The organism is Streptomyces meridianus (assembly GCF_023703325.1).
Lineage (GTDB): Bacteria > Actinomycetota > Actinomycetes > Streptomycetales > Streptomycetaceae > Streptomyces > Streptomyces meridianus.
Genome location: NZ_JAMQGM010000023.1, coordinates 127,084 through 148,512 on the forward strand (window position 1 = coordinate 127,084; position 21,429 = coordinate 148,512).

Here is a 21,429-nt window from a genome sequence, read left to right on the forward strand (position 1 = left end):
CTCCGGCCGTTCCCGGGTCCTGCAGGAACGGCCCTCCCCGGACGGGTACGGCTGAGGCTCCGCAGGCGGTCACCCGTCTGCCGTAACCCGAGGCGCCCGCACTCGCCCCCGATGCCGGGGCATTCCCTCCGTCCGCGCCGTCCCGTGGCGCATGATGGAGGCAGTCCCCGCATGGCAGTACGGCACAACCACACACGGCCAGAAAGGGGGCACCCACTTGGGAGGTCTCACGATGACGGCGCCGCTGCCCGACCAGGAGTTGGACGACCTGCTGCACACCTACGAGCACCTGGAGGTGCCGGAGGGACAGCGGGCAGAGCTCACGACGGCGAGGGCAGCACCACCGTGTACGCCAACCCGGACGGCAAGGGCGCGTACCGCGACGAGCACCGGGTGGTCTTCGGCGAGAAGCTGCCGCTGCCCGAGCCGTTCGGTCTCGAGCTCGACACCTCGGTCTTCCTCAAGCCCTGAGGCACCCGCGGCCCTGGCCGACTGAACGCGAACGTGCCGGTGGCGCACGCCTTCGCGTACGCCACCGGCACATCGGGCAAGGGTCCGGACCACCGGCCCCGAGCGGGACTCAGCCCTTCGGGATCCACTGCTTCCAGGTGTCCGGGTTCTCCTTGACCCACTTCTCGGCCGCGGCCTCCGGAGACATCTTCTCGCCCGCGATCATCTTCGCGACCTCGTTCTGCTGCTCCGTGGTCCACTTGAAGTTCTTCAGGAACTGGGCCGCCTTGCCGCCGTCCTTGGCGAAGTCGGCGTTGAGGAACTTCTGCAGCGGGGTCTTCGGGTAGCCGCAGGTGATCTTCTTGGTGTCCTTGTCGCAGCCGTCCTTGTACTCGGGCAGCTTGACCTCGGTCAGCTCAATGTCGTTGTTGAGCCACTGCGGGGTCCACCAGTACGTCAGGAAGGGCTTCTTCTCCTTGACGTTCTTCTTGATCTCCGTGATCTGCGCGGCCTCACTGCCTGCGTAGACCGGCTTGAAGTTCAGCTTGTGGTTCTTGATGAGGGCAGCGTCGTTGGTGACGTAGTCGGGCGAGCCCTCGAGGATCTGGCCCTTGCCGTCGCTCTCGGAGGTCTTGAGCTGGTCCGCGTACTTGTTGAGGTTGCGGAAGTCCTTGACGTCCGGGTGCTTGTCCGCGAAGTACTTCGGCACGAACCAGCCGATGTGACCGGTGACCCCGAGGTCGCCGCCCTTGACGACGGCCTTCTTGTCGTCGATGTACTTCTTCTCCTGGGCGGGGTGGCCCCAGTCCTCCATGATCGCGTCGAGGTTTCCCTTGGCCAGCGCGTCCCAGGCCAGCACCTCACCCATCTGCTGGGTCTTGACCTTGTAGCCGAGCTCGTTCTCGAGCAGGTTCTGGGCGACGGCGACGTTCGCCTGCGCACCGACCCACGACGGAACGGTGAGCTTCACGGTCTTGCCGCTCTCGCCCGCCTGGTCGGACTGACCGGTCTTGGCCGCACCGCAGGCGCTGAGCGCCAGCATGCCGCACACACCGGCGGTGGCTATCGCTGCTTTGACTACACGCTTGTTCTGGGACATGACGCTGTTTCCTCTTCTGTTTGTGGTTCTTGTTCTGTTTCTTCGAGGTTCTTGCGGGTTCTTCGCGCGGTGCGCCCGTGCCGGAGGCGCGGTTGCCGGAAGCTGCCGCACCGTCACGTGTCCTTGCGCGCCGCAGCAGTGGGCTGGGTGACCCGGTCCAGCATCAGGCCGAGGCAGACGATGGCCATACCGGCCACCAGACCGGTGCCGAGCTCGCCGCGGGAGAGGCCGAACACGACGTCGTAGCCCAGCGCCCCGCCACCGACGAGACCACCGACGATGACGACCGCGAGGACCAGCACCACGCCCTGGTTGACGGCCAGCAGCAACGCCGGCCGGGCGAGCGGGAGTTGCACCTGTCGCAACTGCTGGAAACCGCTCGCGCCCATCGAGCTCGCAGCCTCCATGGCGGCCGGGTCCACCTGCCGCAGCCCCTGTGTGGTGATCCGGACGACGGCGGGCAGCGCGTACACCACGGCCGCGATGATGGCCGCCGAGCGTCCGACGGCGAACAGCGCGACGACCGGGATCAGGTAGACGAACTGCGGCATGGTCTGCATGGCGTCGAGCAGCGGGCGCAGCGCGCGCTCCACCCATCCGACCCGGGCTGCCAGGATGCCGATGGCGAAGCCGAGCACCAGGGTCAGCAGCAGGCCCGCCAGCACCTGGGACAGGGTGTTCAGGGACTTCGGCCAGACACCCATCACGCCGACGGCGGCCAGCGCGAGGACGCCCGTGAGCGCCGTCCGCCAGGTGCCGACCAGCAGGGCGAACCCGGCGACAAGCAGCAGGAGCAGCCACCAGGGCATGGCGTGCAGCCCCGCGTTCAGCGGGTTCAGCAGCCAGTTGGTGAAGTGCTCGGCCCACACCTGGGTACCGCCGATGACCGGCAGGCCCTCCCGCAGCTGGGCGATCACCGAGTCGTTGAAGACGTTGACCGGCTGCGAGATGTCGTACGTCCAGGCCTTCGGCCAATCGGCGAGGCCGGTGCCCCGGCCCGCGAGGACGGCCGCGGCGGTCGCGACGGCGATCCCCGCCCAGGTCCACCAGCCGCGCAGGAGGCGCGGACGGTCGGTGACGACGGCGTCGAGCTGCTCACCGGCCGCACCGGTCGTGCGGTCGAGCATGATCGCGAGCAGGACGATCGGGATGCCGGCCGCGAGGGCCTTGCCGACGTCGACGGTGGAAAGCGCCTCGTACACCTCCTCACCGAGGCCACCTGCACCGACGAGGGCGGCGATGACCACCATGGACAGCGCCATCATGATCGTCTGGTTGAGTCCGAGGAACATCTCCTTGCGGGCCAGCGGCAGCCGTGCCGTCCACAGCCGCTGCAGCGGGCTCGAGCCGAGCGAAGCCGACGCCTCCAGGACGGTCGGTGCGGCGCCGCGCAGGCCGAGCGCGGTGAGCCGGGTCATCGGCGGGGCGGCGTAGATGACGGTGGCGAACAGGGCGGCCGGGGTGCCCGTGCCGAAGATCAGCACGAACGGCAGCAGGTACGCGAACGCCGGGAGCACCTGCATGGTGTCGAGCACCGGCCGCAGCGCCCGGTCGAACCGGTCGGACAGGCCTGCGCCCAGGCCGAGCAGCGCGCCGATCACGGCCGCGACCACCACTGCGACCGCCATCAGGGCGAGGGTGAGCACGGTGGCGTCCCACATGCCCAGCAGTCCGCAGACCGCCAGGGCGCCGAGCGCGGTGGCTGCGACCCGCAGGCCGGTGCGGCCCATGCCGCCGGCCCGCCAGGCGACGAGCGCGGCGGCGACGCCCACGCCGAGCGCGCCCATGGACACCAGGGTCCCGTACACCGCGTTGACCGCGGCGGTGGCGGTGTTGCTGAGGTGCAGCAGGAAGTACAGGAACAGCGGGTGGGTGTCGCGGTTGTCGATGATCCAGTCGCTGACGTCGTCCAGCGGCTTCGTGAGGTCGACACTGAGCGCCGCGGGCCAGCTGCCGCTGCCCAGCGTGGCGGCCGCCACCGCGCCCAGGGTCCCGGCGACGACGGCGAACAGCAGCAGCTTGCCGCCGGTGCCGCGCAGGAAGTTCGCGCCGGTGGCACGCCGTTCGGGTGCGGACGCGGCTCCGGGTTTCCGGTTCCCGGTGTCCGCCCCGGGGGAGGTGGTGGTGGTCATGCGGCCACCTCCTCCTGCCGGGTCCCGGCGACGACGCCCAGCAGCAGGTCGGAGTCGACGACGCCGAGGCAGCGGCCGTTGTCCATGACGCGAGCCGGACTGCCGGCGCGGGCGACGGCCTCGATGGCCTCGGCGACGGTCGCTCCGGGGGTGATGGCGGGACCGGTCTCGGCCTCGTCGCCCTCGGCGGCCCGCATGACGTGGCGCACGGTGATGACCTGCTCGCGCGGCACGTCGCGGACGAAGTCGCGGACGTAGTCGTCGGCCGGGGAGGCGACGATCTCCTCGGGGGTGCCGAGCTGGACGATCTCGCCGTCGCGCATGAGCGCGATCCGGTCACCGAGCCGCAGGGCCTCGCTCAGGTCGTGGGTGATGAAGACCATCGTCCGGCCCTCCTCGCGGTGCAGGCGGATGACCTCCTCCTGCATGTCCCGTCGGATGAGCGGGTCGAGGGCGCTGAACGGCTCGTCGAACAGCAGGACTTCGGGGTCGACGGCGAGCGCGCGGGCGAGGCCGACACGCTGCTGCTGACCGCCGGAGAGCTGGCTGGGGCGCCGGTTCTCCATACCGGTCAGACCGACCTTCTCGACGACCTCGGCGGCCTTGGCGCGGCGCTGGGCCTTGCCGAGGCCCTGGATTTCGAGGCCGTAGGCGACGTTGTCGAGGACGGTGCGGTGCGGCAGCAGGCCGAAGTGCTGGAAGACCATGGCCGCGCGGTGGCGGCGCAGTTCGCGCAGCCGGGCGCGGTCCATGGCGAGCACGTCCTCGCCGTCGATGGAGAGTTTTCCACTGGTGGGCTCGATGAGCCGGGTCAGGCAGCGCACGAGCGTGGACTTGCCGGAGCCGGACAGGCCCATGACGACGAAGACCTCGCCCTTCCTGACGTCGAACGAGACGTCACGGACGGCGGCGGTGCACCCGGTCTTCTCGCGCAGCTCCCCGGCGGGCAGACCGGCGTGCGCACTGCCGGGTATCCGGTCGGCCTTGGGGCCGAACACCTTCCAGAGGTTGCGGACGGAGAACACGGTCTCCTGGGGCTTCTCGGCGCTCATCACGCATCATCTCCCGGCATGGCAACGGATTCGGGCTTGGAGCGGTCCAGCAGCTCGGCGCACTTCTCCCCGACCATGAGGACGCCGATCATCGGGTTGACGGCGGGCATGGTCGGGAAGACGGAGGCGTCGGCGATGCGGACGCCCTTCAGGCCCCGGATGCGCAGCTCCGGGTCCACGACGGCCATCGGGTCGTCGGCGGAGCCCATCCGGCAGGTGCCTGCCGGGTGGTAGACGGTGTGCGCGACCTTGCGCGCGTACTCGCTGATCGCCTCGTCGGAGGTGACCTCCGGGCCGGGGCAGACCTCGCGCTTGAGCCAGCCGGCCAGCGGCTCGGTCCTCGCGATCTCGCGGGCGAGCCTGATGCCGTCCACGAGGGTGCGGCCGTCGTAGTCGTCCTCGTCGGTGAAGTACCGGAAGTCGAGGGCGGGCTTGACGGCCGGGTCGGCGCTGGTGAGGTAGAGCCTGCCGCGGCTGCGCGGCTTGGGGATGTTGGGGGTCATCGACACGCCGTGCTCGGGCTTTTCGTAGCCCAGGCGCTCGGGGTTGTCGGTGAAGGGGATCTGGTAGAAGTGGAACATCAGGTCCGGGCCCCGCGACTCGGGGTCGCGGCGGACGAACAGCCCCGCGTCGGAGTCCATCGCCGAGTTCTCCGGGATGGGTCCGTCGGTCTCCCAGACGATCACCGACTCGGGGTGGTCGAGAAGGTTCTCGCCGATGCCGGGCAGGTCGTGGCTCACGGGGATGCCGAGGGCTTCGAGGTCACCCCTCGGCCCGATGCCGGAGTGCATCAGCAGCCGCGGGGTGTCGACGGCTCCGGCGCAGACCAGGACCTCGTGGCCGGCCTCGACCAGCAGCTCCTCGCCGTCCTTCGTGCGCACGTGCACGCCGGTGACCCGGTCGCCGACCAGATCCAGGCGGAACGCCCAGGTCTCCAGCATGATCTGCAGGTTGGGGCGGTCCAGGAACGGGTGCAGGTAGGCGACCGACGCGGAGGAACGCTTGTTGTTCTCCGGGTGGTAGGCCAGGTCGAAGAACCCGGCGCCCTCGTGGAACGGCTTCTTGTTGAAGCCCTCGACGCGGGGCACGTCGGCCGCGGCCTGTGCGGCCTCGACGAAGTCCCGGGCGATGGGGTTCCGGTCCTTCTCGTCCACGGCGACGATGTTGTTGCGCAGCCTGTGGAAGAAGGGGTCCATCGACTGCGCGTCCCAGCCGGTGGCACCGGCCTCGGCCCACTCGTCCCAGTCGCCGGGCAGCGGTTTGAAGCTGATCAGCGTGTTGTGGGACGAGCAGCCGCCCAGCACCCGGGCCCGGCTGTGCCGGATGTGGGAGTTGCCGCGGGGCTGTTCCACCGTGGGGTAGTCGTAGTCGAGTTCGCCGCCGAGCAGCCCGAGCCAGCGGCGGAGGGTCAGTACCTCCGGCCGGTCGATGTCGGACGGCCCGCCCTCGATGACCACCACCTGGGTGTCCGGGTCCTCGGTGAGCCGGGAGGCGATCACAGAACCGGCCGTTCCGCCGCCGACGACGACGTAGTCGGCCGTGATCCTGCGGGGGACAGGGGGCATGGGGGTTGTTGCTCCTTGGAAGGTGCGTGCTGTGCGCGACACTGCGGACAGGGAGGTCAGCCGGAGAACCAGCGGACGGGCGCCGGGTTCAGGTTCTGGTAGATGTGCTTGGGCTCGCGGTACTCGGCGAGGCCGGCGGGGCCGAGCTCCCGGCCGACGCCGGACTTGCCGAAGCCGCCCCATTCGGCCTGCGGCAGGTAGGGGTGGTAGTCGTTGATCCACACCGTGCCGTGGCGCATCCGGCCGGCGACGCGGCGGGCGCGCCCGGCGTCGGAGGTCCACACGGCGCCGGCGAGGCCGTACTCGGTGTCGTTGGCGAGGGCGATCGCCTCGTCCTCGGTGTGGAAGGTCTCGACGGTGAGGATCGGGCCGAAGGTCTCCTCACGGACGACGCGCATCTCGCCGTGGCAGTAGTCGAGGACGGTCGGCGCGTAGAAGTACCCAGTGGCCGGGCGGACGTCGCTCGGCTCGGGACGGCTGCCGCCGCAGCGCAGCTGCGCGCCCTCGGCGAGGGCGGAGGCGACGTACGCCTCGGTCTTGGCGAGCTGCTGCTCGGAGACGAGCGGGCCGCACTCGACGCCGTCCTCGGTGCCGCGGCCGAGCTTGATCTTCTCGGCGCGGCGGGCGAGCTCGGCCACGAAGCGGTCGCGGACGGACTCCTCGACGATCAGCCGGGCGCCGGCCGAGCAGACCTGGCCGCTGTGGATGAAGGCGGCGTTGAGCGCCTGGTCGACGGCGGTGTCGAAGCCCTCCTCGGTGGCGCAGGCGTCGGCGAAGACCACGTTGGGGTTCTTGCCGCCGAGCTCCAGGGCGACCTTCTTCACGGTGGGGGCTGCGGCCTGCATGACCTTGGTACCGCTGGCGAGACCGCCGGTGAAGGAGACGAGGTCCACGCCGGGGTGCTCGGACAGGCGCGCGCCGACGGGGTTGCCGGCGCCGGTGACGATGTTGGCGGTGCCGGAGGGCAGACCGGCCTCGACGAGCAGCTTCACCAGGTGGACGGTGGAGAGCGGGGTGACCTCGCTGGGCTTGATCACGAACGTGTTGCCGGCGGCGAGCGCGGGCGCGACCTTCCAGCTGGCCTGGAGGAGGGGGTAGTTCCACGGCGTGATGAACGCGCAGACGCCGACCGGCTCGTACACGACGACGCTGTGCACCTCGGTGGAGCCGGCGTCCACGACGCGGCCGCCGGACTCGTTCATGACGAGGTCGGCGAAGTAGCGGAAGGCGTTCGTGACGTCATCGACGTCGACACGGCCCTCCTCGAGGGTCTTGCCGGTGTCGCGGCTCTCGATGAGGGCGATCTCCTCGCGGTCTCGCTGGAGGAGGTCGGCGACCCGGCGGAGCAGGGCGGCACGGTCGGCGACGGACGTCGTGGGCCAGGGACCCGTGTCGAAGGCGCGGCGGGCCGCGGCCACGGCCGCGTCGGTGTCGTCGGAGCCGCCTTCGGCGACCACCGCCAGGACTTTGGCGTCCGCGGGGTCGAGGACCTCCCGGGTGGCGCCGGATGCGGCGGCGCGCCACACCCCGTCTATGTGGATGGTCTCGGTTGCCGACACTGTCTGAATCTGCCTTCCATGCCTGGTTCTGTGCGCGCCAGTCGCAGACTGGCGATCGAGACCCCTGCCCCGATGGCCGGATCGCATGCCTCATCGGTGGCGAGAAGTGGTGGGGCTCACTCAGGAAGTCCGATTCGCGCCAGTGAGAATCGTCTGGCGGTTATGGTGCAAAAGCCCGCTTCGGAATACCAGTCCTTGTGACGGGCCTCACTCGCCCGGACGACATCGGCCTGTGGAGATCCGGGGGCGGCGGCCGGGAGGGGACGGACACTCCGGCAGGGGCCACGGACGTGGGTGGGCGGACGGTCCGGCGATCGCCGCCGGGGAGGACCGCCGGACCGTGGGCCGGGACGTGGCGTGCGCCGCCGGTGGCTCCGTCCTCGTCCCGGAGGACCGGCCGGGTCCGGCGGCCCGGTCGTCGATGCCTTGATCGTTCCGATCGATTTCAAGGCCCTTTCAGGTCGTTTGCCGAGCTTTCCCTCCATGTCATGCCCGGCACGCCACCGGAGCGGTTCTGTCCGGTGCGGCGCGCGGGGCGGGTCGCGTGCGCGCGCCCCGCGCCCTGCCGTGCCCACCCGGCGAGGCGGCTCGCCGACTCCGAAGGCGCTGCTCGCCCGAGTGGCCCGGCGATCCTCCTTCGCGCCTCCGTTCACGTCGCTCGACGAGCCCTGCCAACGGGACGCCCACCGACGCCGGCGCCCGTCCATGCGGGAACATCCGCGCTTCCCTCGCGCTCTCCCGCCGGACGACGGCGCCGAGGCGGCCGCAGAGCCTGTGCCGGTCTCACCGCCGAATCGCCGGGCTCGGCGGCGCCGTATCCTGACCCCACACGGGAAGGAGCCGTCCATGAGCGTCGACGCGATCGTGCACACCGAGTTCCCGGAGGGGTACACGGTCCTGTTCGGGGCCGACGGAAAGGTGATCATGGCTCCGCGGAGCGAAGAGCACTCCAGCACCATCCGGTCGCTGCAGATCGACTCCGCTCTCGCCCTCGGCCGTCACGCGAAAGTGACCTCCGACGTCTACATCGATTTCCCGGCCGATGAGAACTCCGCCCCCGATCTGGCGATCCTTCGCGAGGACGCCCGCCGGGAGGGCAAGCGCTACAGCTTCGAAGATGTGCTGCTGATCTGCGAGGTCGTCTCGACTTCCTCCGCACGCAAGGACTACGACGACTGCACGGCGAAGTACGGCCGCTACGGCATCCCGATCTACCTGGTGGTGGACCCCTACGCCCAGGAAGTCGTCCTCCACACCCAGCCGACCGGCACCGGATACATCGCGGCACACACCCACAAGTACGGCACGGGCAAGCTTCCCGTTCCCTTGGCCGATGGCCGCACCTTCACCCTCGACCTCGACGAACTCCCGCGCCCGGAGCCCGAGGCGAACGCCCGCTGACGAAGGGCTCGGGCCCGGCTCCGGTCGGAATCCGGGCGTGGCGCTCGGCCGGCTCCCGCCGCAGCGGTCCTGCTGCCCGGGCGCCCTTCCCGGCACCGCCCGACAGCCAGGACTGCCGGGAAGGCGGCGGCTGAGCACGCAGCCGTCCGTCACCGCTCCCTCCGCTCCGCGGTCGACCGGCGCTCACCGCACCACAGGGGTTGTCGGGTGCATGCCCAAGCTCCTTTACTGGCGGTGCAACCTGCGATCCGGTCCGTGGGGAGGCCTCAACCTGCTTTTCTCCCGACGGGCGTGACATGCCGACAGCAACGGAACTCCCGGCACCCCCCACCCGAAGGAGACCGACATGGCTTCACAGCACGGGCACGACCGCCGGACACTGCTCCGCGGCGGCCTGGCCGCGACCGCCGCCGGCGCGATCGGGATCGGCGTGACCGGCACCGCGCACGCCGCGCCCGCCGCGGAAGGCCGCGGCACCCGGAGCCCGGCCCGAACCGCCGTCGCCGAACCCCGCATCTACAGCACGTCCGAGTGGGGCGCCCGCCCGCCCTCGGACTCGATCGTGGTGCTGGACCGCGTCCCGACGTACATCGTCGTCCACCACACCGCGAACCCCGGGAACAGCACCGACTACTCGCTGGCGCACGCCATGGAGATCTGCCGGAGCATCCAGGACTTCCACATGGACGGCAACGGCTGGATCGACTCGGGCCAGCAGTTCACCAACTCCCGTGGCGGCTACCGGCTCGAAGGCCGCCATCAGAGCCTGTCGGCGGTGCGGGGCGGCACGCAGCACGTCCAGGGCGCCAACGTCGGCGGCCACAACAGCGAGGTCATCGGGATCGAGAACGAGGGCCTCTACACGAGCGTGAACGTGCCGCAGGCGCTATGGGACTCCCTGGTGGACCTGGTCGCGTGGATCGCCGACCGGTACGGCACCGTCGTCACCGACATCCGCGGCCACCGGGACTTCAACTCCACCGAGTGCCCCGGCGACGTGCTCTACGGACGGCTCCAGGAACTGCGCGACGAGGTCGCGGTACGGCTCGGCACCGCCCCGGCCCAGCGGTTCCTGCCCTGGCCGCTGCTGCGGCCCGGCGACTTCGGCCCGAGGGTGCGCGCCGCCCAGCACCTGCTGCGCGCCCGGGGGTTCGCGTCGGTGCCGGCGGACGGCCACTTCGGGGCCTCGACCAAGGAGGCGGTGGCCCGGCTCGCGAAGGCGCACGACATCGAGCCCCACACCTGCTCGGCGATGTACCACAGCACGGTGGACGAGACCGGCTACCTCGGCTCCGACCTCTGGCCGCTGATCACCCCGTCGTCCCGGGCGAACGACGAGGTCGCGGCTGCGGTGGGCGAGTTGCAGCGGGCCGGCAGCGACGCCCGGTCCGTGGGTGCGACGCTGACCCGGACGGAGTGGAAGCGCCTCCTGGCCTGAGAACGGCGCAGCGCACGGGTGCGGCCGGCACGACGCGGCAGGCCGTCCCCGCCGCTGCGCCCGGCGGGACCGCTGCGCGCCCCGGGCTCCGCGGTGCTACCCGTCCGCCCCGGATCTCTCCGCAAGGCCGGTCAGCCGGGCGTAGTGACACAGCAATGCCTGGCAGCAGCGGGCCAGGCGCTGCGCGTGCTGCACCGCGGAGACGAGCCCCGGCCCGGTGGCACCGTTCAACTGCCGCTGTGCCTCGCCGACTCCGGCCAGCGCTCGGCACCGCGAGGGATCGTCCGCGGGCCGGAGCCGGGCGCGGTCCTCGACCTCCGGGACGAGCAGCATGACGTGCCCGCGCAGCAGGAGGACGTACTCCTCGACCTGCTCGTAGCGCGGAAGCGTCGCGTTCTCGCCGAGGACGGCGTCGATCGTCTCCCGGATGACCGCGAGATCGACCGGGAGGGCCGCGGCGTCCGGCTCCGTCCGCTCAGGGGTTCCGGGCACGCGATCGGGTGGGCTTTCCAGGTTCATGTTCCGACTCTGCCCGCTGCTGCATAGCGTTACGAGGCCTGAACGGGCTACAGCGCAACTGTGCTGTTGTATGGGGCACTTGTGCGCTGTTGTGCGGTGTGCTCATCGGAAGGGGGGAGAGCCGTGGGCAGTGGAGGAAACGCACCGGTCGGCCTCACGATCATCGGCGCGCAGGTGCGGTCGCTGCGAGAACGCCGCGGAATCACCCAAGGGGTGCTCGCCGACCGGATCGGCTACTCGGCGTCACTGGTCCGCATGATCGAGCGTGGCGAGCGGCTGCCCCGGCCCGAGTTCCTGGAGCGGCTGGAGGGCGTCCTGGAGGTACCGGGGCTGTTCACGTCGGTCCGCGATCAGCTCCTCCGCGACCGGCACCCGGCCTGGTTCCAGCCGTACGCGGAGCTGGAGGCGGAGGCCGTGGCCCTGTCGGCGTACGACAACCAGCTCGTCAGGGGGCTGCTGCAGACGGAGGCGTACGCGCGGGCTGTTCACACGGCCTACCGGCCGACCCTGGACGAGGAGGAGATCGAGCGCCGGATCGCCACCCGAATGGCCCGGCAGCGACTTCTCTCCCGCAGACCCGCACCCGCGCTGAGCTTCGTCATCGAAGAAGTCGTGCTCCGACGGCCTGTCGGTGGTCTCGAGGTGCTGCGGGACCAGCTCCAACACCTCCTGCGCTGCGCGGAGATGCGGCACATCGAACTCCAGATCATGCCGACGGACCGGGAGAACCACGCCGGACTGGAGGGCCCGTTCACCCTCATCGAACCCCCGGACCGGGAGATGTGCGCCTACATCGAATCCCAGGACCACGGCAGTCTGATCAGCGATCGTCAACAGGTCGGCCGGATCGCACGCCGCTATGGAATCCTGCGGGGGCAGGCCCTCAGCCCGGAGGAATCGGCAATTTTCATCCATGAGTTGGTAGCGGGAGCGCCATGAGCGTTGACGAGAACGTACACGCGTCGTCGGGACTCGCCTGGTTCACTTCAAGCCACAGTGGCGGAGGTGGCGGCGAATGCGTCGAGGTCGCGGCCGGCACCGCGGCCGTGCACGTCCGGGACTCCGGGAACCGGACCGGACCGGTGCTGGACTTCACGCCGGAGCAGTGGGCGTCGTTCGTCGTCTTCGCTGCCGGGCACCCGTCCGTCTGACGGCCTCCCGGTCCGGGGCTCCGCCACTCCCCTGCCCTCGCTCCTCCGCTCCCCGGCGGGCCGCCGCCGGTACGGCGACCGGGCGACGCGCATCCGGATCAACGCACCCCTCCTGCTACCGCCATTCGCAGGACGGGGCGGCTCCGCGGACTTATCCGGCCCTCCGTCCGGTCACCCATGGGTCCCGGTGGCGGTCCCCTCCGGGGACCCTCGACGAAAGGGAGAAGAGATGCGCGGAAGGCTCGTCATCGCCGGCGCCGCACTGGCCATGGCCCTCACCGGCGGCACTGCGTGGGCCGGGGAGACCGGGGCCGGGACGACCGGTCCCCACCACGGCGGCAAGGGCATCCCCGGCTACGAGATGGTGACCCTGCCGAACGAGAACGTGCCGAACTTCCAGCGGCGCACCGTGTACTGCCCGGAGGGCAAGAAGGTCATCGGCGGCGGTGCCGAGGCGCGCGGCAACGAGGCCGTCCTCGTCGGCAGCTTCCCCACCGACGACGGCACCGGCTGGATCGGTCTGGGCCGGCAGACCGACACCGACAACGTGGGCATCAGCGTCTTCGCGATCTGCGCCTACGCCTGACGGACACGGCAGCCCCGGGCCCGGACCGTGCGGCGGCCCGGGCCCGGGGCCGTCGGTGGCCCGCCCGCGGGCCGGCTCAGGTCAGGTCGAGTTCGGCGACGACCTCGCCCTCGCTCATCTCCCCGGTCGGACGGAAACCCAGCCGCCGGTAGAAGTCCTCGGGGCCGTGCTCCCCCTGCTTGTAGGTCACGGTGACGCGGTCCTGCCCCCGCCGGCGGACTTCCTCGGCGACGGCCTGCACCGCGAACCGTCCGTAGCCCCGTCCCTGCTCCCCCGCGTCGACGGCGAGCCGCCAGAGCCCGGAGCGGAGCCGGTCGTCCGGCTGCTCGAAGCGAACGTCGAAGAAGGCCATCACGAACCCCACCAGCCGATCGCCGTCGGCTATCAGCCGCGGCCAGGCGATGTCCTGGTGCACGTACGCCTCGGCCAGCGACTCGGCCACGGATTCGACGTACCGCCCCTGCTCGGGGCGCACCGCCAGGCGGAACGCGTCGTGGATGTTGTCCGGGGTGACCTGCTCGAGGCGCAGCGCTGTCGTCATGCCCGCAACCTAGGCAGGGCGCGGGCCCGCGTCGACCGAATATGCCGGGCTCGGTCGGCTGACGCGACCCGGCGGCCCCGGCCGGTCGCTGCCCGCGGCAGCTGCCCGCCGGGGATTCGCCGCACCGGCGGAACGGGCCGCGGATCCGCCACCGCTGTCATGTCCCGATCGCCGTGCGTATCGTAGGTGAGGGAGGAGGGTGATGTGCCATGGCCGAGGCCGGAGAACTGAGTCTGGACGAGCTGTTCGAGCGACTTGCCCGGATGCCCGTACCCGACGGCTACAAGGTCGAGGTCGTCGAGGGCACCGCGCACGTATCGCCCCAGCGGGAGGTCCACCGGGAGATCGTCGGCAGGATCGTGCAGGTCCTGGAGAGCCGCTACGGGCCCGGCGTCCACGTGAAATCGGACGAGCGCATCGACTTCCCCGGTGACGGCAACGGCTTTGCGCCGGACGTCGCGAAGATCGCCGACGAGGCGAAGATGGACGACCAGGGACGCTGGTCCTACGAGGACGTCGAATTCGTCGCGGAGGTCACCTCCGAGAGCAGCGCCGGCAACGACTACGGACCGAAACGCATCGCCTACGCGCTGGCGGGTGTCCCGGTGTACGTGATCGTCGACCCCTACGCGGGCCGGTGCCACGCCTTCTCCCAGGTGCAGGGCGGCGAGTACCGCAGCGAGCACACGGTGCTCTTCGGCACCCCGCTCGACCTCACCGGCACCGCGATCGACCTGGTGCTTCCCACCGTCGGCTTCCCGCAGGACTGATCGCGCACACCGCCCGGCACCGGGCGGTGCCCGCGTCGCGGCGACAGCTCCCGACTGCGCTCACACACCCGCCAGTTCGGCGAGGACCGCGGCGTGGTCGGACGGCCGGACGCCGTCGACCGGGCCGTCCGCCGCACGCCGCACGGCGGTGACGTGGCCGAGGCCGCCCGGGCCCGGCTCCCCGACGTGGACGTAGTCGATGCGCACCGGCGGGCCGAAGGTCTTCGCCACGTACGGATTCGCCGGGTCCCAGGTGGCCGAAGGCTGCGCCGGATCGGCGTACTCCCAGGCGTCGAAGAGGGTCAGGCCCGGGACGGCGGGGGCCGTCCGGTAGCCGCCGAGCAGCCGGATCTCGTCGGAGTCCGGCCAGGCGTTGAAGTCCCCGGTGAGCACCGGCGGGAAGTCGGTTCCGCCCCGGTGGGCGGTGATGAACTCCGCGATGACGCGCACCTGTTCACAGCGAACGGCCGACGCATCGGTGGCCGAGGTCAGGTGGGTGGTGAAGAACGGAACCCGGTGGCCGGGGGCGTCCAGCAGGGCGTGCAGGGCCAGGTAGCCGGCGTCCCGTTCCCGGTGCGCGGGCAGTCGGACCACCGCGCGGTCGGCGACGGTCCACCGGCTGAGCACGGCGTTCCCGATCCCGACCGCCGGATCCCCGATGCGTCGCTGCCACCGTTCGGGGGCGTCGGACGCGGCCCAGGTCCAGTGCATGCCGAGTTCTTCGGCGAGCCACCCGGCAAGGTTCTCTCCGCCGCGCTCCCAGACCTCCTGCAACCCGACGACGTCCGGTTGCAGGTCGCGCAGGACGGCCAGGATCGCCTTCCTGCGCTGCTCCCACGGGCCGAACCGCCACCACACGTTCCACGTCAGCACCCGCATCCGCGCCTCCGGTTCGGTGCCGGGCGTTCCGGCTCGGAGGCGATTCTCCCGGCCGGCGGCCCCGTCGCACCAGCTCCCGGACCTCCCGAGGGCGTACAGCGGAGCGCCTTTTCGGCCAGGGCCGGGGGACGGGGCCGGAGACGCTTGTGCGCGGCCCGGGCCCGGGTGCAGTCTGCCGGTCGTGTACACCGTCGACGACGCGCTTCCCACCGTGGCCGAGTACCGGGCGCTCCGCGAAGCCGTGGCCTGGGCGTCGCCGTCGCCGGAGGCGTGCCGGACGGCGCTGGGCGGCTCCGTGTTCGCAGTCGTGGCCCGCCGGCGGCAGCAGGTCGTGGGCATGGCCAGGGTGGTGGGCGACCGGACGATGTACCTGCTGGTCGTCGACGTCGTCGTCCATCCGGCGCACCAGGGTGCGGGACTCGGCAGGAGCCTGGCCGAGCGCGTCGTCGGATGGGCACAGGAGCAGGGGGCCCGGAGCACGCTGCTGGTGGCGGACGACGACGTCGCCGCGTTCTACGCCTCCCTCGGCTTCGCCCCGGACACCGGCGGCCGCCTGATGCGGCTCACCCGCCGGCCCCTGTGAGAGGGACGACGGCAACCCGACGAAGCCGGCTCGGCCAACCACGGAAAGCGCCGTCGTGATCACCAGCGATCCGGTCGACCTGACTGCCCATCCGACCGCCCTGGGCGCGCTGGACGTTCACGTCGTCCCGGTCCGACCGGCGCGCGCTCGGTCGGGAAGACGGCGGCGGCCCGCCGGCGCCCCGGGAACGGGGTTGCCGACGGGCCGCCGTGATGAGCGAAGGGCTCAGATGAGGCCCAGGCCGCGGACCGCGTCGCGCTCCTCGGCGAGTTCCTGCACCGAGGCGTCGATGCGGGTGCGGGAGAACTCGTTGACGTCCAGGCCCTGGACGATCTCGTACGTGCCGTCCTTGCAGGTGACCGGGAAGGACGAGATGAGGCCCTCGGGAACGCCGTAGGAGCCGTCCGACGGGATGCCCATGGAGGTCCAGTCGCCGTCGGCCGTGCCGTTGACCCAGGTGTGGACGTGGTCGATGGCGGCATTGGCCGCGGAGGCGGCCGACGAGGCGCCACGGGCCTCGATGATCGCCGCGCCGCGCTTGGCGACGGTCGGGATGAAGTCGTCGGCCAGCCACTTCTCGTCGCCCACGACCTCGGCGGCGTTCTTGCCCGCGATCTCCGCGTGGAAGATGTCCGGGTACTGGGTGGCCGAGTGGTTGCCCCAGATCGTCAGCCTCCTGATCTCGGAGACCGGGGCGCCGGTCTTCTTCGCCAGCTGCGACAGCGCACGGTTGTGGTCGAGCCGGGTCATCGCGGTGAAGCGCTCGGCCGGCACGTCCGGGGCGGCGGCCTGCGCGATGAGCGCGTTGGTGTTGGCCGGGTTGCCGACGACGAGGACCTTCACGTCGTCCGCGGCGTGGTCGTTGATGGCCTTGCCCTGCGGCTTGAAGATGCCGCCGTTGGCCTCCAGCAGGTCACCGCGCTCCATGCCCTTGGTGCGCGGGCGGGCGCCGACGAGCAGGGCGACGTTCGCACCGTCGAAGCCGACGTTCGGGTCGTCGGTGATCTCGATGCCCTGGAGCAGCGGGAAGGCGCAGTCGTCCAGCTCCATCGCGGTGCCCTCGGCGGCCTTGAGTCCCTGCGGGATCTCGAGCAGCCGCAGCTTGACCGGCACGTCCGCGCCGAGGAGATGCCCGGAGGCGATGCGGAAGAGCAGCGCGTAGCCGATCTGTCCGGCCGCGCCGGTGACGGTGACATTGACGGGAGTGCGGGTCATGATGCGGTCTCCTGCTGGCTGGGTCTGCTGGGCGCGGCCCCCGGGTCCCGTGGCGGTGGGAGGCCGTCCCCCACGTTGTCGGGTCTCTTGGTGTCGAGAGACCCGGGCGTCAGGCTATCCGACCCCGCCGGTGCCCGGCCCGCGGCCCTGTGTGGCGCGTCTCACCGTGCGGGTTCCGCCCGGGGCGGGTCGGCAAACATGGCCCGGCGGCCACCCGCGCGAGGGGGGGTGCGCGCGGGCGACCGCCGGGAGTGCCGAACCCGTGGGGGGGTCGAACAATCGCCTGCCCAGCTTCACACGGGGCATGCCTGCCGGCGTCGCTCGGATCGCCCGGCGGCCCGGCGGACACTGCCGGCGGGCGCTCGCCCGGCCAGGGCGGAACGCCGGGCAGCGGAGGCGGCCCGCAGCCCTCGGCGGGCCGGCCGCACGGGCAGAGGGTTGGTGACGCGACCGCGGCCGACCGCCGTGGGGCCCCGGTGAGGCCCTGCTGCACAGCCGCGGCGGTGCGCTCAGCGGACGGTCAGGTGGACGAGATCCTTCAGCCAGGGAATGTCCAGCCATGGCTTCGGCTGGATCATCAGCGACAGCAGCAGGATCGCCGTGCCGAGCACCCCGTAGGTGAGGATGTCGGTGAACCGCGACCGGACCGCGAGCATGCCGACCGACGGTCGTGCCCAGCGCAGCACCGCGCCGCCGATCAGTGCCAGGCCGACCAGCAGGGTTCCGATCCTCGGTGCCCCGAGGACCACGACGAGCAGCCCGAGTGCGGCGCCGCCCGCCACAGCCAGCAGCGGCCACTGGCGCGCCGGGGCCGGAGCGTCGCCGGGCGCGGCACGGCCGCCGCCCTCGGGACGCGCCGTGGTCCGGGTGAGCCGGGGGAACCGGCGGGTCGTCCGGGACGGCTCCTGCACCGGGCCGCTGCCCGGCGCCTCGTCCGTTTCCGCCCGGGTCGCGTGTGCTTCGGTACCCATGACGAGCAGTCCCTTCCCCGTCAGCCCCGGCCGTCGCCGGTCCGGAGTCCGGTGGCCTCGGCGGCGTCGACAACGTTCTGCAGCAGCAGGGCGCGGGTCATCGGCCCCACACCGCCCGGGTTCGGCGAGACCCACGCCGCCACCTCGGCCACGCCCGGGTGCACGTCGCCGACGATCTTCCCGTGCTCGTCACGGCTGACGCCCACGTCGAGGACGGCCGCGCCCGGCTTGACGTCCTCGGGCTTGACGATGTGCGGGGACCCCGCCGCGGCCACGACGATGTCGGCCTGCCGCAGCAGCGACCCGAGGTCGCGGGTCCCCGTGTGGCACAGGGTGACGGTCGCGTTCTCCGAGCGGCGGGTCAGCAGCAGTCCGATCGACCGGCCGACGGTGATGCCCCGGCCGATGACGACCACGTGCGCGCCGTTCAGTGCGACGTCGTGACGGCGCAGCAACTGCACGATGCCGTTCGGCGTGCACGGCAGCGGCCCGGCCTGGTTGAGCACGAGCTTGCCGAGGCTCATCGGTGCGAGGCCGTCGGCGTCCTTGGCCGGGTCGATGAGTTCCAGCACCCGGTTGGTGTCGATGCCCTTGGGAAGCGGGAGTTGGACGATGTAACCGGTGCAGGCCGGGTCCTCGTTCAGCTCGTGGACGACCGCCTCGATCTCCTCCTGCGTCGCGGTCTCCGGCAGCTCGCGCTGGATGGAGGCGATGCCGATCTGCGCGCAGTCCCGGTGCTTGCCGTCGACGTACCAGCGGCTGCCGGGATCGTCACCGACCAGCAGTGTGCCGAGCCCCGGCGTGATGCCCCGGGCCCTGAGGGTCTCCACCCGGCCGGCGAGCTCAGTCTTGATCGCGGCTGCGGTGGCCTTGCCATCGAGAATCTGGGCGGTCATGGGTCCATCCTCCCATGCGGCCGACGAGGTCCTGCTGGTGGGAACCGACCAGTGGACAGCCCCCGCGGCGGCCCGGGTCACGAATTCGGCACAGCGCGGAACCCCGCTGGACACGGAGCACGCACAGCAACGACGATGTGACCGCACAGCCAGGAGCCTGCGCACGACGACGTCGAGCGGTGGAGGCACCGAACCGGGGGAAGAACGTGAGCGATCCGTACCGCACGCCGCGCCTGCACGGATTCCGGAACCGGCCCGTTCGCGCCGGCCGGCCGGAGCGCTGGAGCGAACCACCGGTTCCCGGCGCCACGGCTGTCCCCGGGCCGCGGCCGCCCGTGCGGGGCTCTCTCCGTTGCGCCCCGCACTCATGACGGCTCCTGCCCCCGGCGGCGCCCCGTCCGCGTCGGACCCCGCATCGGACCACACCTCCCCCGTTGGCGCGCCTGCCCGGATCCCGATGTCCCGGGCGCTCGCCCGGATCGCGGTGCGCGGGTCCGCCGCCGCAGTGGCAGCGGTCGCGGTCGCCCGGCTGCATGCGGCGCACGACCCCGGGGTGCTGTGCCCGCTGCGGTGGTTGACCGGCGTTCCCTGCCCGCTGTGCGGGAGCACCACGGTTTTCATCGAACTCGGCCGGGGCGACTGGGGGGCCGCCCTGGCGGCGAATCCGGTCACCGCGGTCGCGGGGCTGGGCCTCCTGCTCGCCCCGCTCGGCCTCGGGCGCTGGTGGTGGCGGACGTCACCCCGGGGCCGGGGCGTCATCGTCGCGGCGGCTCTCGCCGCGGCGTGGGGGTGGCAGCTTCACCGGTTGGGGCTCCCCGCCCCGGGTGCCGGGTAGGCCCCCGGGCCCGCGGCGCAGCCCTCGTCAGTCACTGTCCAGCACGCATCCCCTCGGAGGATCGCACGTGAGTTACCCGCCCAACCCCAGCAACCCGTACGGGGGCCAGCCCGGTTACGGCTACCCGCAGCAGCCCGGCGTCCCCCCGCAGGGCCCCGGACCCGGACAGCAGCCCGGCATGCCCCAGCAGCCCGGCATGCCGCAGCAGGGGGGCTACGGCTACCCGCAGCAGCCCGGCGTCCCGCCGCAGGCACCCGGCATGCCCCAGCAGGGCTACGGCTACCCGCAGCAGGGGATGCCCCCGCAGGGTTACGGCTACCCGGGCGGCGGCTACCAGCAGCCCGGCATGATGCCGCCGTTCGCGAGCTGGGGAGCGCGCGCCGGTGCCTACCTGCTCGACGCCCTGATCGTCGGCGTCGCCCCGATGCTGTTCTTCGTGATCGCGGCCACGGCGTTCGTGACCCAGCCGAACTACGACGCGGCGACCGGCAGTTACGAGCCCGGCGGCGTCGAGACCGCGGGCGTCGTCCTCTACCTGCTCGGCACCCTCGCGGCCGTCGGCCTCGGCCTGTGGGTGCTGTACCAGGAGGGCACGACCGGGCAGACCCCGGGCAAGAAGGCGCTCAACATCGCGGTGCTGCGCGAAGCCGACGGCCGTCCGCTCGGCTTCGGCATGGCGTTCGTCCGCAAGCTCTGCCACATCCTCGACAACATGGCCTGCTACCTCGGCTGGCTCTGGCCGCTGTGGGACGCCAAGAAGCAGACGTTCGCGGACAAGATCATCAGCTCGGTCGTCGTGCGAACCCGCTGAGAAGCCCCACCTCGGGCCATTCGGGACCCCCGAAGGCCCTGACCCCGGTGCCCATTTGCTCCGTTCACGGATCTTGGCGGGACAACGCTGGACAACGTGGGAGGCAGCCTCCACGATGGCTCCCAGTGTCGCGGCACCGGGGGTGGGCCGCTTGCACAACTCCTGCCTCTGGGCGGTCCGCGCCGTCCCTGAAGGCGCAACGGAGGAACCCGGCCATGAGCCACCCCGACTCCAACAACCCCTATGGCGGCCCGCCACCGGGCCAGCAGCCGGCCCAGCCCTACGACTACCCGCAGGGACAGAGACAGCCGCAGCCCTACGGATACCCGCAGCCGGGACAGCAGCCGTACGGCTTCCCCCCGCAGCACCAGCCGCAGGTCCAGCCGCAGGGGCAGGGGCATCCGGGGTACCCGGGCCACCCGGGCTACGCCGGCGGTGCGTACATTCCGACGGAACTGCCCGGGCTCGCCAAGGCGGCCCGCGTCCTGCTGTTTGTCATCGGCGGCCTCCAGCTCATCGGCGGCATCGCCGCCGCCGTCGGCCTGACCGCGCTCAACAGCGCCGACACCGGCCTTGGTTCGGGCCCGGCGGGTGACGCGGCGGCCGGGATCGGCATGGTGGCGGTCGTCGTCCTGCTGGCCCTTGCGGTGCTCGTCATCGTCCTCGCCGCGAAGTTCGGCAGCGGCGGCAACGGCGTACGCGTCACGACGATCGTCTACGCCTCGCTCGGGATCGTGGGCAGCCTGTTCAACCTGGTCCAGGGCACTCCGGCCGGGGCGATCGGGGCCGTCATCGGCATAGCCGTCGGCGCTGTCATCCTCGCCGCGATGCTCCAGTCGCAGACGGCCGCCTGGTTCAAGCGGCCACGGCACTGAGCCCGTCCGCCGCCCCCGGCCCCGAGCCGGGGGCGGCGGTCACCCCGCGCCTGTGTGCGAAGGCCGTGTTCCCCGCCGTTGCGGCGGGGAACACGGCCTTC

The 21,429-nt window shown here is 71.7% G+C and carries 22 protein-coding genes; 11 read left to right on the top strand and 11 right to left on the bottom strand.

Annotated elements, in window-relative coordinates; translation table 11 throughout:
- Nucleotides 1–345: 345 nt before the first annotated feature.
- The gene (locus M1E25_RS25620) at nucleotides 346–471 is read left to right on the top strand and encodes a hypothetical protein (protein WP_285830638.1); all 126 of its coding nucleotides are present in this window, start codon (nucleotides 346–348) and stop codon (nucleotides 469–471) included.
- A 109-nt stretch (nucleotides 472–580) separates the two neighbouring features.
- Here M1E25_RS25620 and M1E25_RS11430 read toward each other — a convergent pair whose 3' ends face one another.
- The 5 genes from M1E25_RS11430 to M1E25_RS11450 form a co-directional block, all read right to left on the bottom strand.
- Nucleotides 581–1,549, bottom strand: a complete 969-nt coding sequence (locus M1E25_RS11430) for an ABC transporter substrate-binding protein (protein ID WP_251413556.1) — start codon at nucleotides 1,547–1,549, stop codon at nucleotides 581–583.
- 113 nt (nucleotides 1,550–1,662) lie between these two features.
- Nucleotides 1,663–3,681 carry an ABC transporter permease subunit gene (locus M1E25_RS11435; protein ID WP_251413558.1) on the bottom strand — a complete coding sequence of 673 codons (2,019 nt, stop codon included), beginning with the start codon at nucleotides 3,679–3,681 and terminating at the stop codon, nucleotides 1,663–1,665.
- Nucleotides 3,678–4,733 (bottom strand): quaternary amine ABC transporter ATP-binding protein, encoded by a 1,056-nt coding sequence (locus M1E25_RS11440; RefSeq protein WP_251413561.1) that lies wholly within the window; start codon nucleotides 4,731–4,733, stop codon nucleotides 3,678–3,680. Before M1E25_RS11440 ends, M1E25_RS11435 begins: the two co-directional genes overlap by 4 nt.
- Nucleotides 4,733–6,298: a GMC family oxidoreductase gene (locus M1E25_RS11445; RefSeq protein WP_251413564.1), complete on the bottom strand. Its 1,566-nt coding sequence runs from the start codon at nucleotides 6,296–6,298 to the stop codon at nucleotides 4,733–4,735. The genes M1E25_RS11440 and M1E25_RS11445 overlap by 1 nt, the downstream gene beginning before the upstream one ends.
- Nucleotides 6,299–6,354: 56 nt before the next feature.
- Nucleotides 6,355–7,857 (bottom strand): aldehyde dehydrogenase family protein, encoded by a 1,503-nt coding sequence (locus tag M1E25_RS11450; RefSeq protein WP_251413566.1) that lies wholly within the window; start codon nucleotides 7,855–7,857, stop codon nucleotides 6,355–6,357.
- 846 nt (nucleotides 7,858–8,703) lie between these two features.
- Between M1E25_RS11450 and M1E25_RS11455 the strand changes: the two genes are divergently transcribed.
- Nucleotides 8,704–9,258 (top strand): Uma2 family endonuclease, encoded by a 555-nt coding sequence (locus tag M1E25_RS11455; protein ID WP_251413569.1) that lies wholly within the window; start codon nucleotides 8,704–8,706, stop codon nucleotides 9,256–9,258.
- Between the two features lie 346 nt (nucleotides 9,259–9,604).
- On the top strand, nucleotides 9,605–10,696 hold the full coding sequence (locus M1E25_RS11460; protein ID WP_251413571.1) for a peptidoglycan recognition protein family protein: 1,092 nt from the start codon (nucleotides 9,605–9,607) through the stop codon (nucleotides 10,694–10,696).
- A 96-nt stretch (nucleotides 10,697–10,792) separates the two neighbouring features.
- Here M1E25_RS11460 and M1E25_RS11465 read toward each other — a convergent pair whose 3' ends face one another.
- The gene (locus tag M1E25_RS11465; protein WP_251413573.1) at nucleotides 10,793–11,215 is read right to left on the bottom strand and encodes a DUF6415 family natural product biosynthesis protein; all 423 of its coding nucleotides are present in this window, start codon (nucleotides 11,213–11,215) and stop codon (nucleotides 10,793–10,795) included.
- A 123-nt stretch (nucleotides 11,216–11,338) separates the two neighbouring features.
- Between M1E25_RS11465 and M1E25_RS11470 the strand changes: the two genes are divergently transcribed.
- The 3 genes from M1E25_RS11470 to M1E25_RS11480 all read left to right on the top strand — a co-directional run bounded on the left by M1E25_RS11470 (nucleotide 11,339) and on the right by M1E25_RS11480 (nucleotide 12,952).
- Nucleotides 11,339–12,154 (top strand): helix-turn-helix domain-containing protein, encoded by an 816-nt coding sequence (locus tag M1E25_RS11470; protein ID WP_251413576.1) that lies wholly within the window; start codon nucleotides 11,339–11,341, stop codon nucleotides 12,152–12,154.
- Nucleotides 12,151–12,366, top strand: coding sequence for a DUF397 domain-containing protein (locus M1E25_RS11475; RefSeq protein WP_251413579.1), 216 nt, complete (start codon nucleotides 12,151–12,153; stop codon nucleotides 12,364–12,366). The genes M1E25_RS11470 and M1E25_RS11475 overlap by 4 nt, the downstream gene beginning before the upstream one ends.
- A gap of 229 nt (nucleotides 12,367–12,595) precedes the next feature.
- On the top strand, nucleotides 12,596–12,952 hold the full coding sequence (locus M1E25_RS11480; protein WP_251413582.1) for a hypothetical protein: 357 nt from the start codon (nucleotides 12,596–12,598) through the stop codon (nucleotides 12,950–12,952).
- 76 nt (nucleotides 12,953–13,028) lie between these two features.
- Here the strand turns inward: M1E25_RS11480 and M1E25_RS11485 are convergent, their stop codons facing one another.
- Entirely contained in the window at nucleotides 13,029–13,493 is a 465-nt protein-coding gene (locus M1E25_RS11485; RefSeq protein ID WP_251413585.1) for a GNAT family N-acetyltransferase, read from the bottom strand.
- 209 nt (nucleotides 13,494–13,702) lie between these two features.
- Between M1E25_RS11485 and M1E25_RS11490 the strand changes: the two genes are divergently transcribed.
- Nucleotides 13,703–14,263, top strand: coding sequence for a Uma2 family endonuclease (locus M1E25_RS11490; RefSeq protein ID WP_251413587.1), 561 nt, complete (start codon nucleotides 13,703–13,705; stop codon nucleotides 14,261–14,263).
- Nucleotides 14,264–14,323: 60 nt separating this feature from the next.
- Here the strand turns inward: M1E25_RS11490 and M1E25_RS11495 are convergent, their stop codons facing one another.
- The gene (locus M1E25_RS11495) at nucleotides 14,324–15,142 is read right to left on the bottom strand and encodes an endonuclease/exonuclease/phosphatase family protein (protein ID WP_251413589.1); all 819 of its coding nucleotides are present in this window, start codon (nucleotides 15,140–15,142) and stop codon (nucleotides 14,324–14,326) included.
- A 181-nt stretch (nucleotides 15,143–15,323) separates the two neighbouring features.
- On the opposite strand from M1E25_RS11495, the gene M1E25_RS11500 reads away from it, so the two are divergent.
- Nucleotides 15,324–15,725, top strand: coding sequence for a GNAT family N-acetyltransferase (locus M1E25_RS11500; RefSeq protein WP_251413591.1), 402 nt, complete (start codon nucleotides 15,324–15,326; stop codon nucleotides 15,723–15,725).
- Nucleotides 15,726–15,950: 225 nt separating this feature from the next.
- On the opposite strand, the gene M1E25_RS11505 is transcribed toward M1E25_RS11500, so the two are convergent.
- From M1E25_RS11505 to M1E25_RS11515, 3 genes are all read right to left on the bottom strand, one after another.
- Entirely contained in the window at nucleotides 15,951–16,940 is a 990-nt protein-coding gene (locus M1E25_RS11505; RefSeq protein WP_251413593.1) for a malate dehydrogenase, read from the bottom strand.
- 509 nt (nucleotides 16,941–17,449) lie between these two features.
- Complete coding sequence (locus tag M1E25_RS11510) at nucleotides 17,450–17,911, bottom strand: DUF3017 domain-containing protein (RefSeq protein ID WP_251413595.1); 462 nt, start codon at nucleotides 17,909–17,911, stop codon at nucleotides 17,450–17,452.
- A 20-nt stretch (nucleotides 17,912–17,931) separates the two neighbouring features.
- Nucleotides 17,932–18,807: a bifunctional methylenetetrahydrofolate dehydrogenase/methenyltetrahydrofolate cyclohydrolase gene (locus M1E25_RS11515; RefSeq protein WP_251413597.1), complete on the bottom strand. Its 876-nt coding sequence runs from the start codon at nucleotides 18,805–18,807 to the stop codon at nucleotides 17,932–17,934.
- A 457-nt stretch (nucleotides 18,808–19,264) separates the two neighbouring features.
- Here M1E25_RS11515 and M1E25_RS11520 point away from each other — a divergent pair, with 457 nt between their 5' ends.
- The 3 genes from M1E25_RS11520 to M1E25_RS11530 all read left to right on the top strand — a co-directional run bounded on the left by M1E25_RS11520 (nucleotide 19,265) and on the right by M1E25_RS11530 (nucleotide 21,328).
- Nucleotides 19,265–19,642, top strand: a complete 378-nt coding sequence (locus tag M1E25_RS11520; protein WP_251413599.1) for a DUF2752 domain-containing protein — start codon at nucleotides 19,265–19,267, stop codon at nucleotides 19,640–19,642.
- A 67-nt stretch (nucleotides 19,643–19,709) separates the two neighbouring features.
- A complete protein-coding gene (locus M1E25_RS11525) occupies nucleotides 19,710–20,453 on the top strand; it encodes an RDD family protein (protein ID WP_251413601.1) in 744 nt (247 codons plus the stop codon).
- Nucleotides 20,454–20,668: 215 nt separating this feature from the next.
- Nucleotides 20,669–21,328 carry a hypothetical protein gene (locus tag M1E25_RS11530; RefSeq protein ID WP_251413603.1) on the top strand — a complete coding sequence of 220 codons (660 nt, stop codon included), beginning with the start codon at nucleotides 20,669–20,671 and terminating at the stop codon, nucleotides 21,326–21,328.
- The last annotated feature ends 101 nt before the right edge of the window (nucleotides 21,329–21,429 follow it).

Bases quoted from the DNA above. Each gene is read 5' to 3' on its own strand.
- M1E25_RS11430 (WP_251413556.1), bottom strand. From the start codon at position 1,549: ATGTCCCAGAACAAGCGTGTAGTCAAAGCAGCGATAGCCACCGCCGGT.
- M1E25_RS11435 (WP_251413558.1), bottom strand. From the start codon at position 3,681: ATGACCACCACCACCTCCCCCGGGGCGGACACCGGGAACCGGAAACCC.
- M1E25_RS11440 (WP_251413561.1), bottom strand. From the start codon at position 4,733: ATGAGCGCCGAGAAGCCCCAGGAGACCGTGTTCTCCGTCCGCAACCTC.
- M1E25_RS11445 (WP_251413564.1), bottom strand. From the start codon at position 6,298: ATGCCCCCTGTCCCCCGCAGGATCACGGCCGACTACGTCGTCGTCGGC.
- M1E25_RS11455 (WP_251413569.1), top strand. From the start codon at position 8,704: ATGAGCGTCGACGCGATCGTGCACACCGAGTTCCCGGAGGGGTACACG.
- M1E25_RS11460 (WP_251413571.1), top strand. From the start codon at position 9,605: ATGGCTTCACAGCACGGGCACGACCGCCGGACACTGCTCCGCGGCGGC.
- M1E25_RS11465 (WP_251413573.1), bottom strand. From the start codon at position 11,215: ATGAACCTGGAAAGCCCACCCGATCGCGTGCCCGGAACCCCTGAGCGG.
- M1E25_RS11475 (WP_251413579.1), top strand. From the start codon at position 12,151: ATGAGCGTTGACGAGAACGTACACGCGTCGTCGGGACTCGCCTGGTTC.
- M1E25_RS11480 (WP_251413582.1), top strand. From the start codon at position 12,596: ATGCGCGGAAGGCTCGTCATCGCCGGCGCCGCACTGGCCATGGCCCTC.
- M1E25_RS11485 (WP_251413585.1), bottom strand. From the start codon at position 13,493: ATGACGACAGCGCTGCGCCTCGAGCAGGTCACCCCGGACAACATCCAC.
- M1E25_RS11490 (WP_251413587.1), top strand. From the start codon at position 13,703: ATGGCCGAGGCCGGAGAACTGAGTCTGGACGAGCTGTTCGAGCGACTT.
- M1E25_RS11495 (WP_251413589.1), bottom strand. From the start codon at position 15,142: ATGCGGGTGCTGACGTGGAACGTGTGGTGGCGGTTCGGCCCGTGGGAG.
- M1E25_RS11505 (WP_251413593.1), bottom strand. From the start codon at position 16,940: ATGACCCGCACTCCCGTCAATGTCACCGTCACCGGCGCGGCCGGACAG.
- M1E25_RS11510 (WP_251413595.1), bottom strand. From the start codon at position 17,911: ATGGGTACCGAAGCACACGCGACCCGGGCGGAAACGGACGAGGCGCCG.
- M1E25_RS11515 (WP_251413597.1), bottom strand. From the start codon at position 18,807: ATGACCGCCCAGATTCTCGATGGCAAGGCCACCGCAGCCGCGATCAAG.
- M1E25_RS11520 (WP_251413599.1), top strand. From the start codon at position 19,265: ATGTCCCGGGCGCTCGCCCGGATCGCGGTGCGCGGGTCCGCCGCCGCA.
- M1E25_RS11530 (WP_251413603.1), top strand. From the start codon at position 20,669: ATGAGCCACCCCGACTCCAACAACCCCTATGGCGGCCCGCCACCGGGC.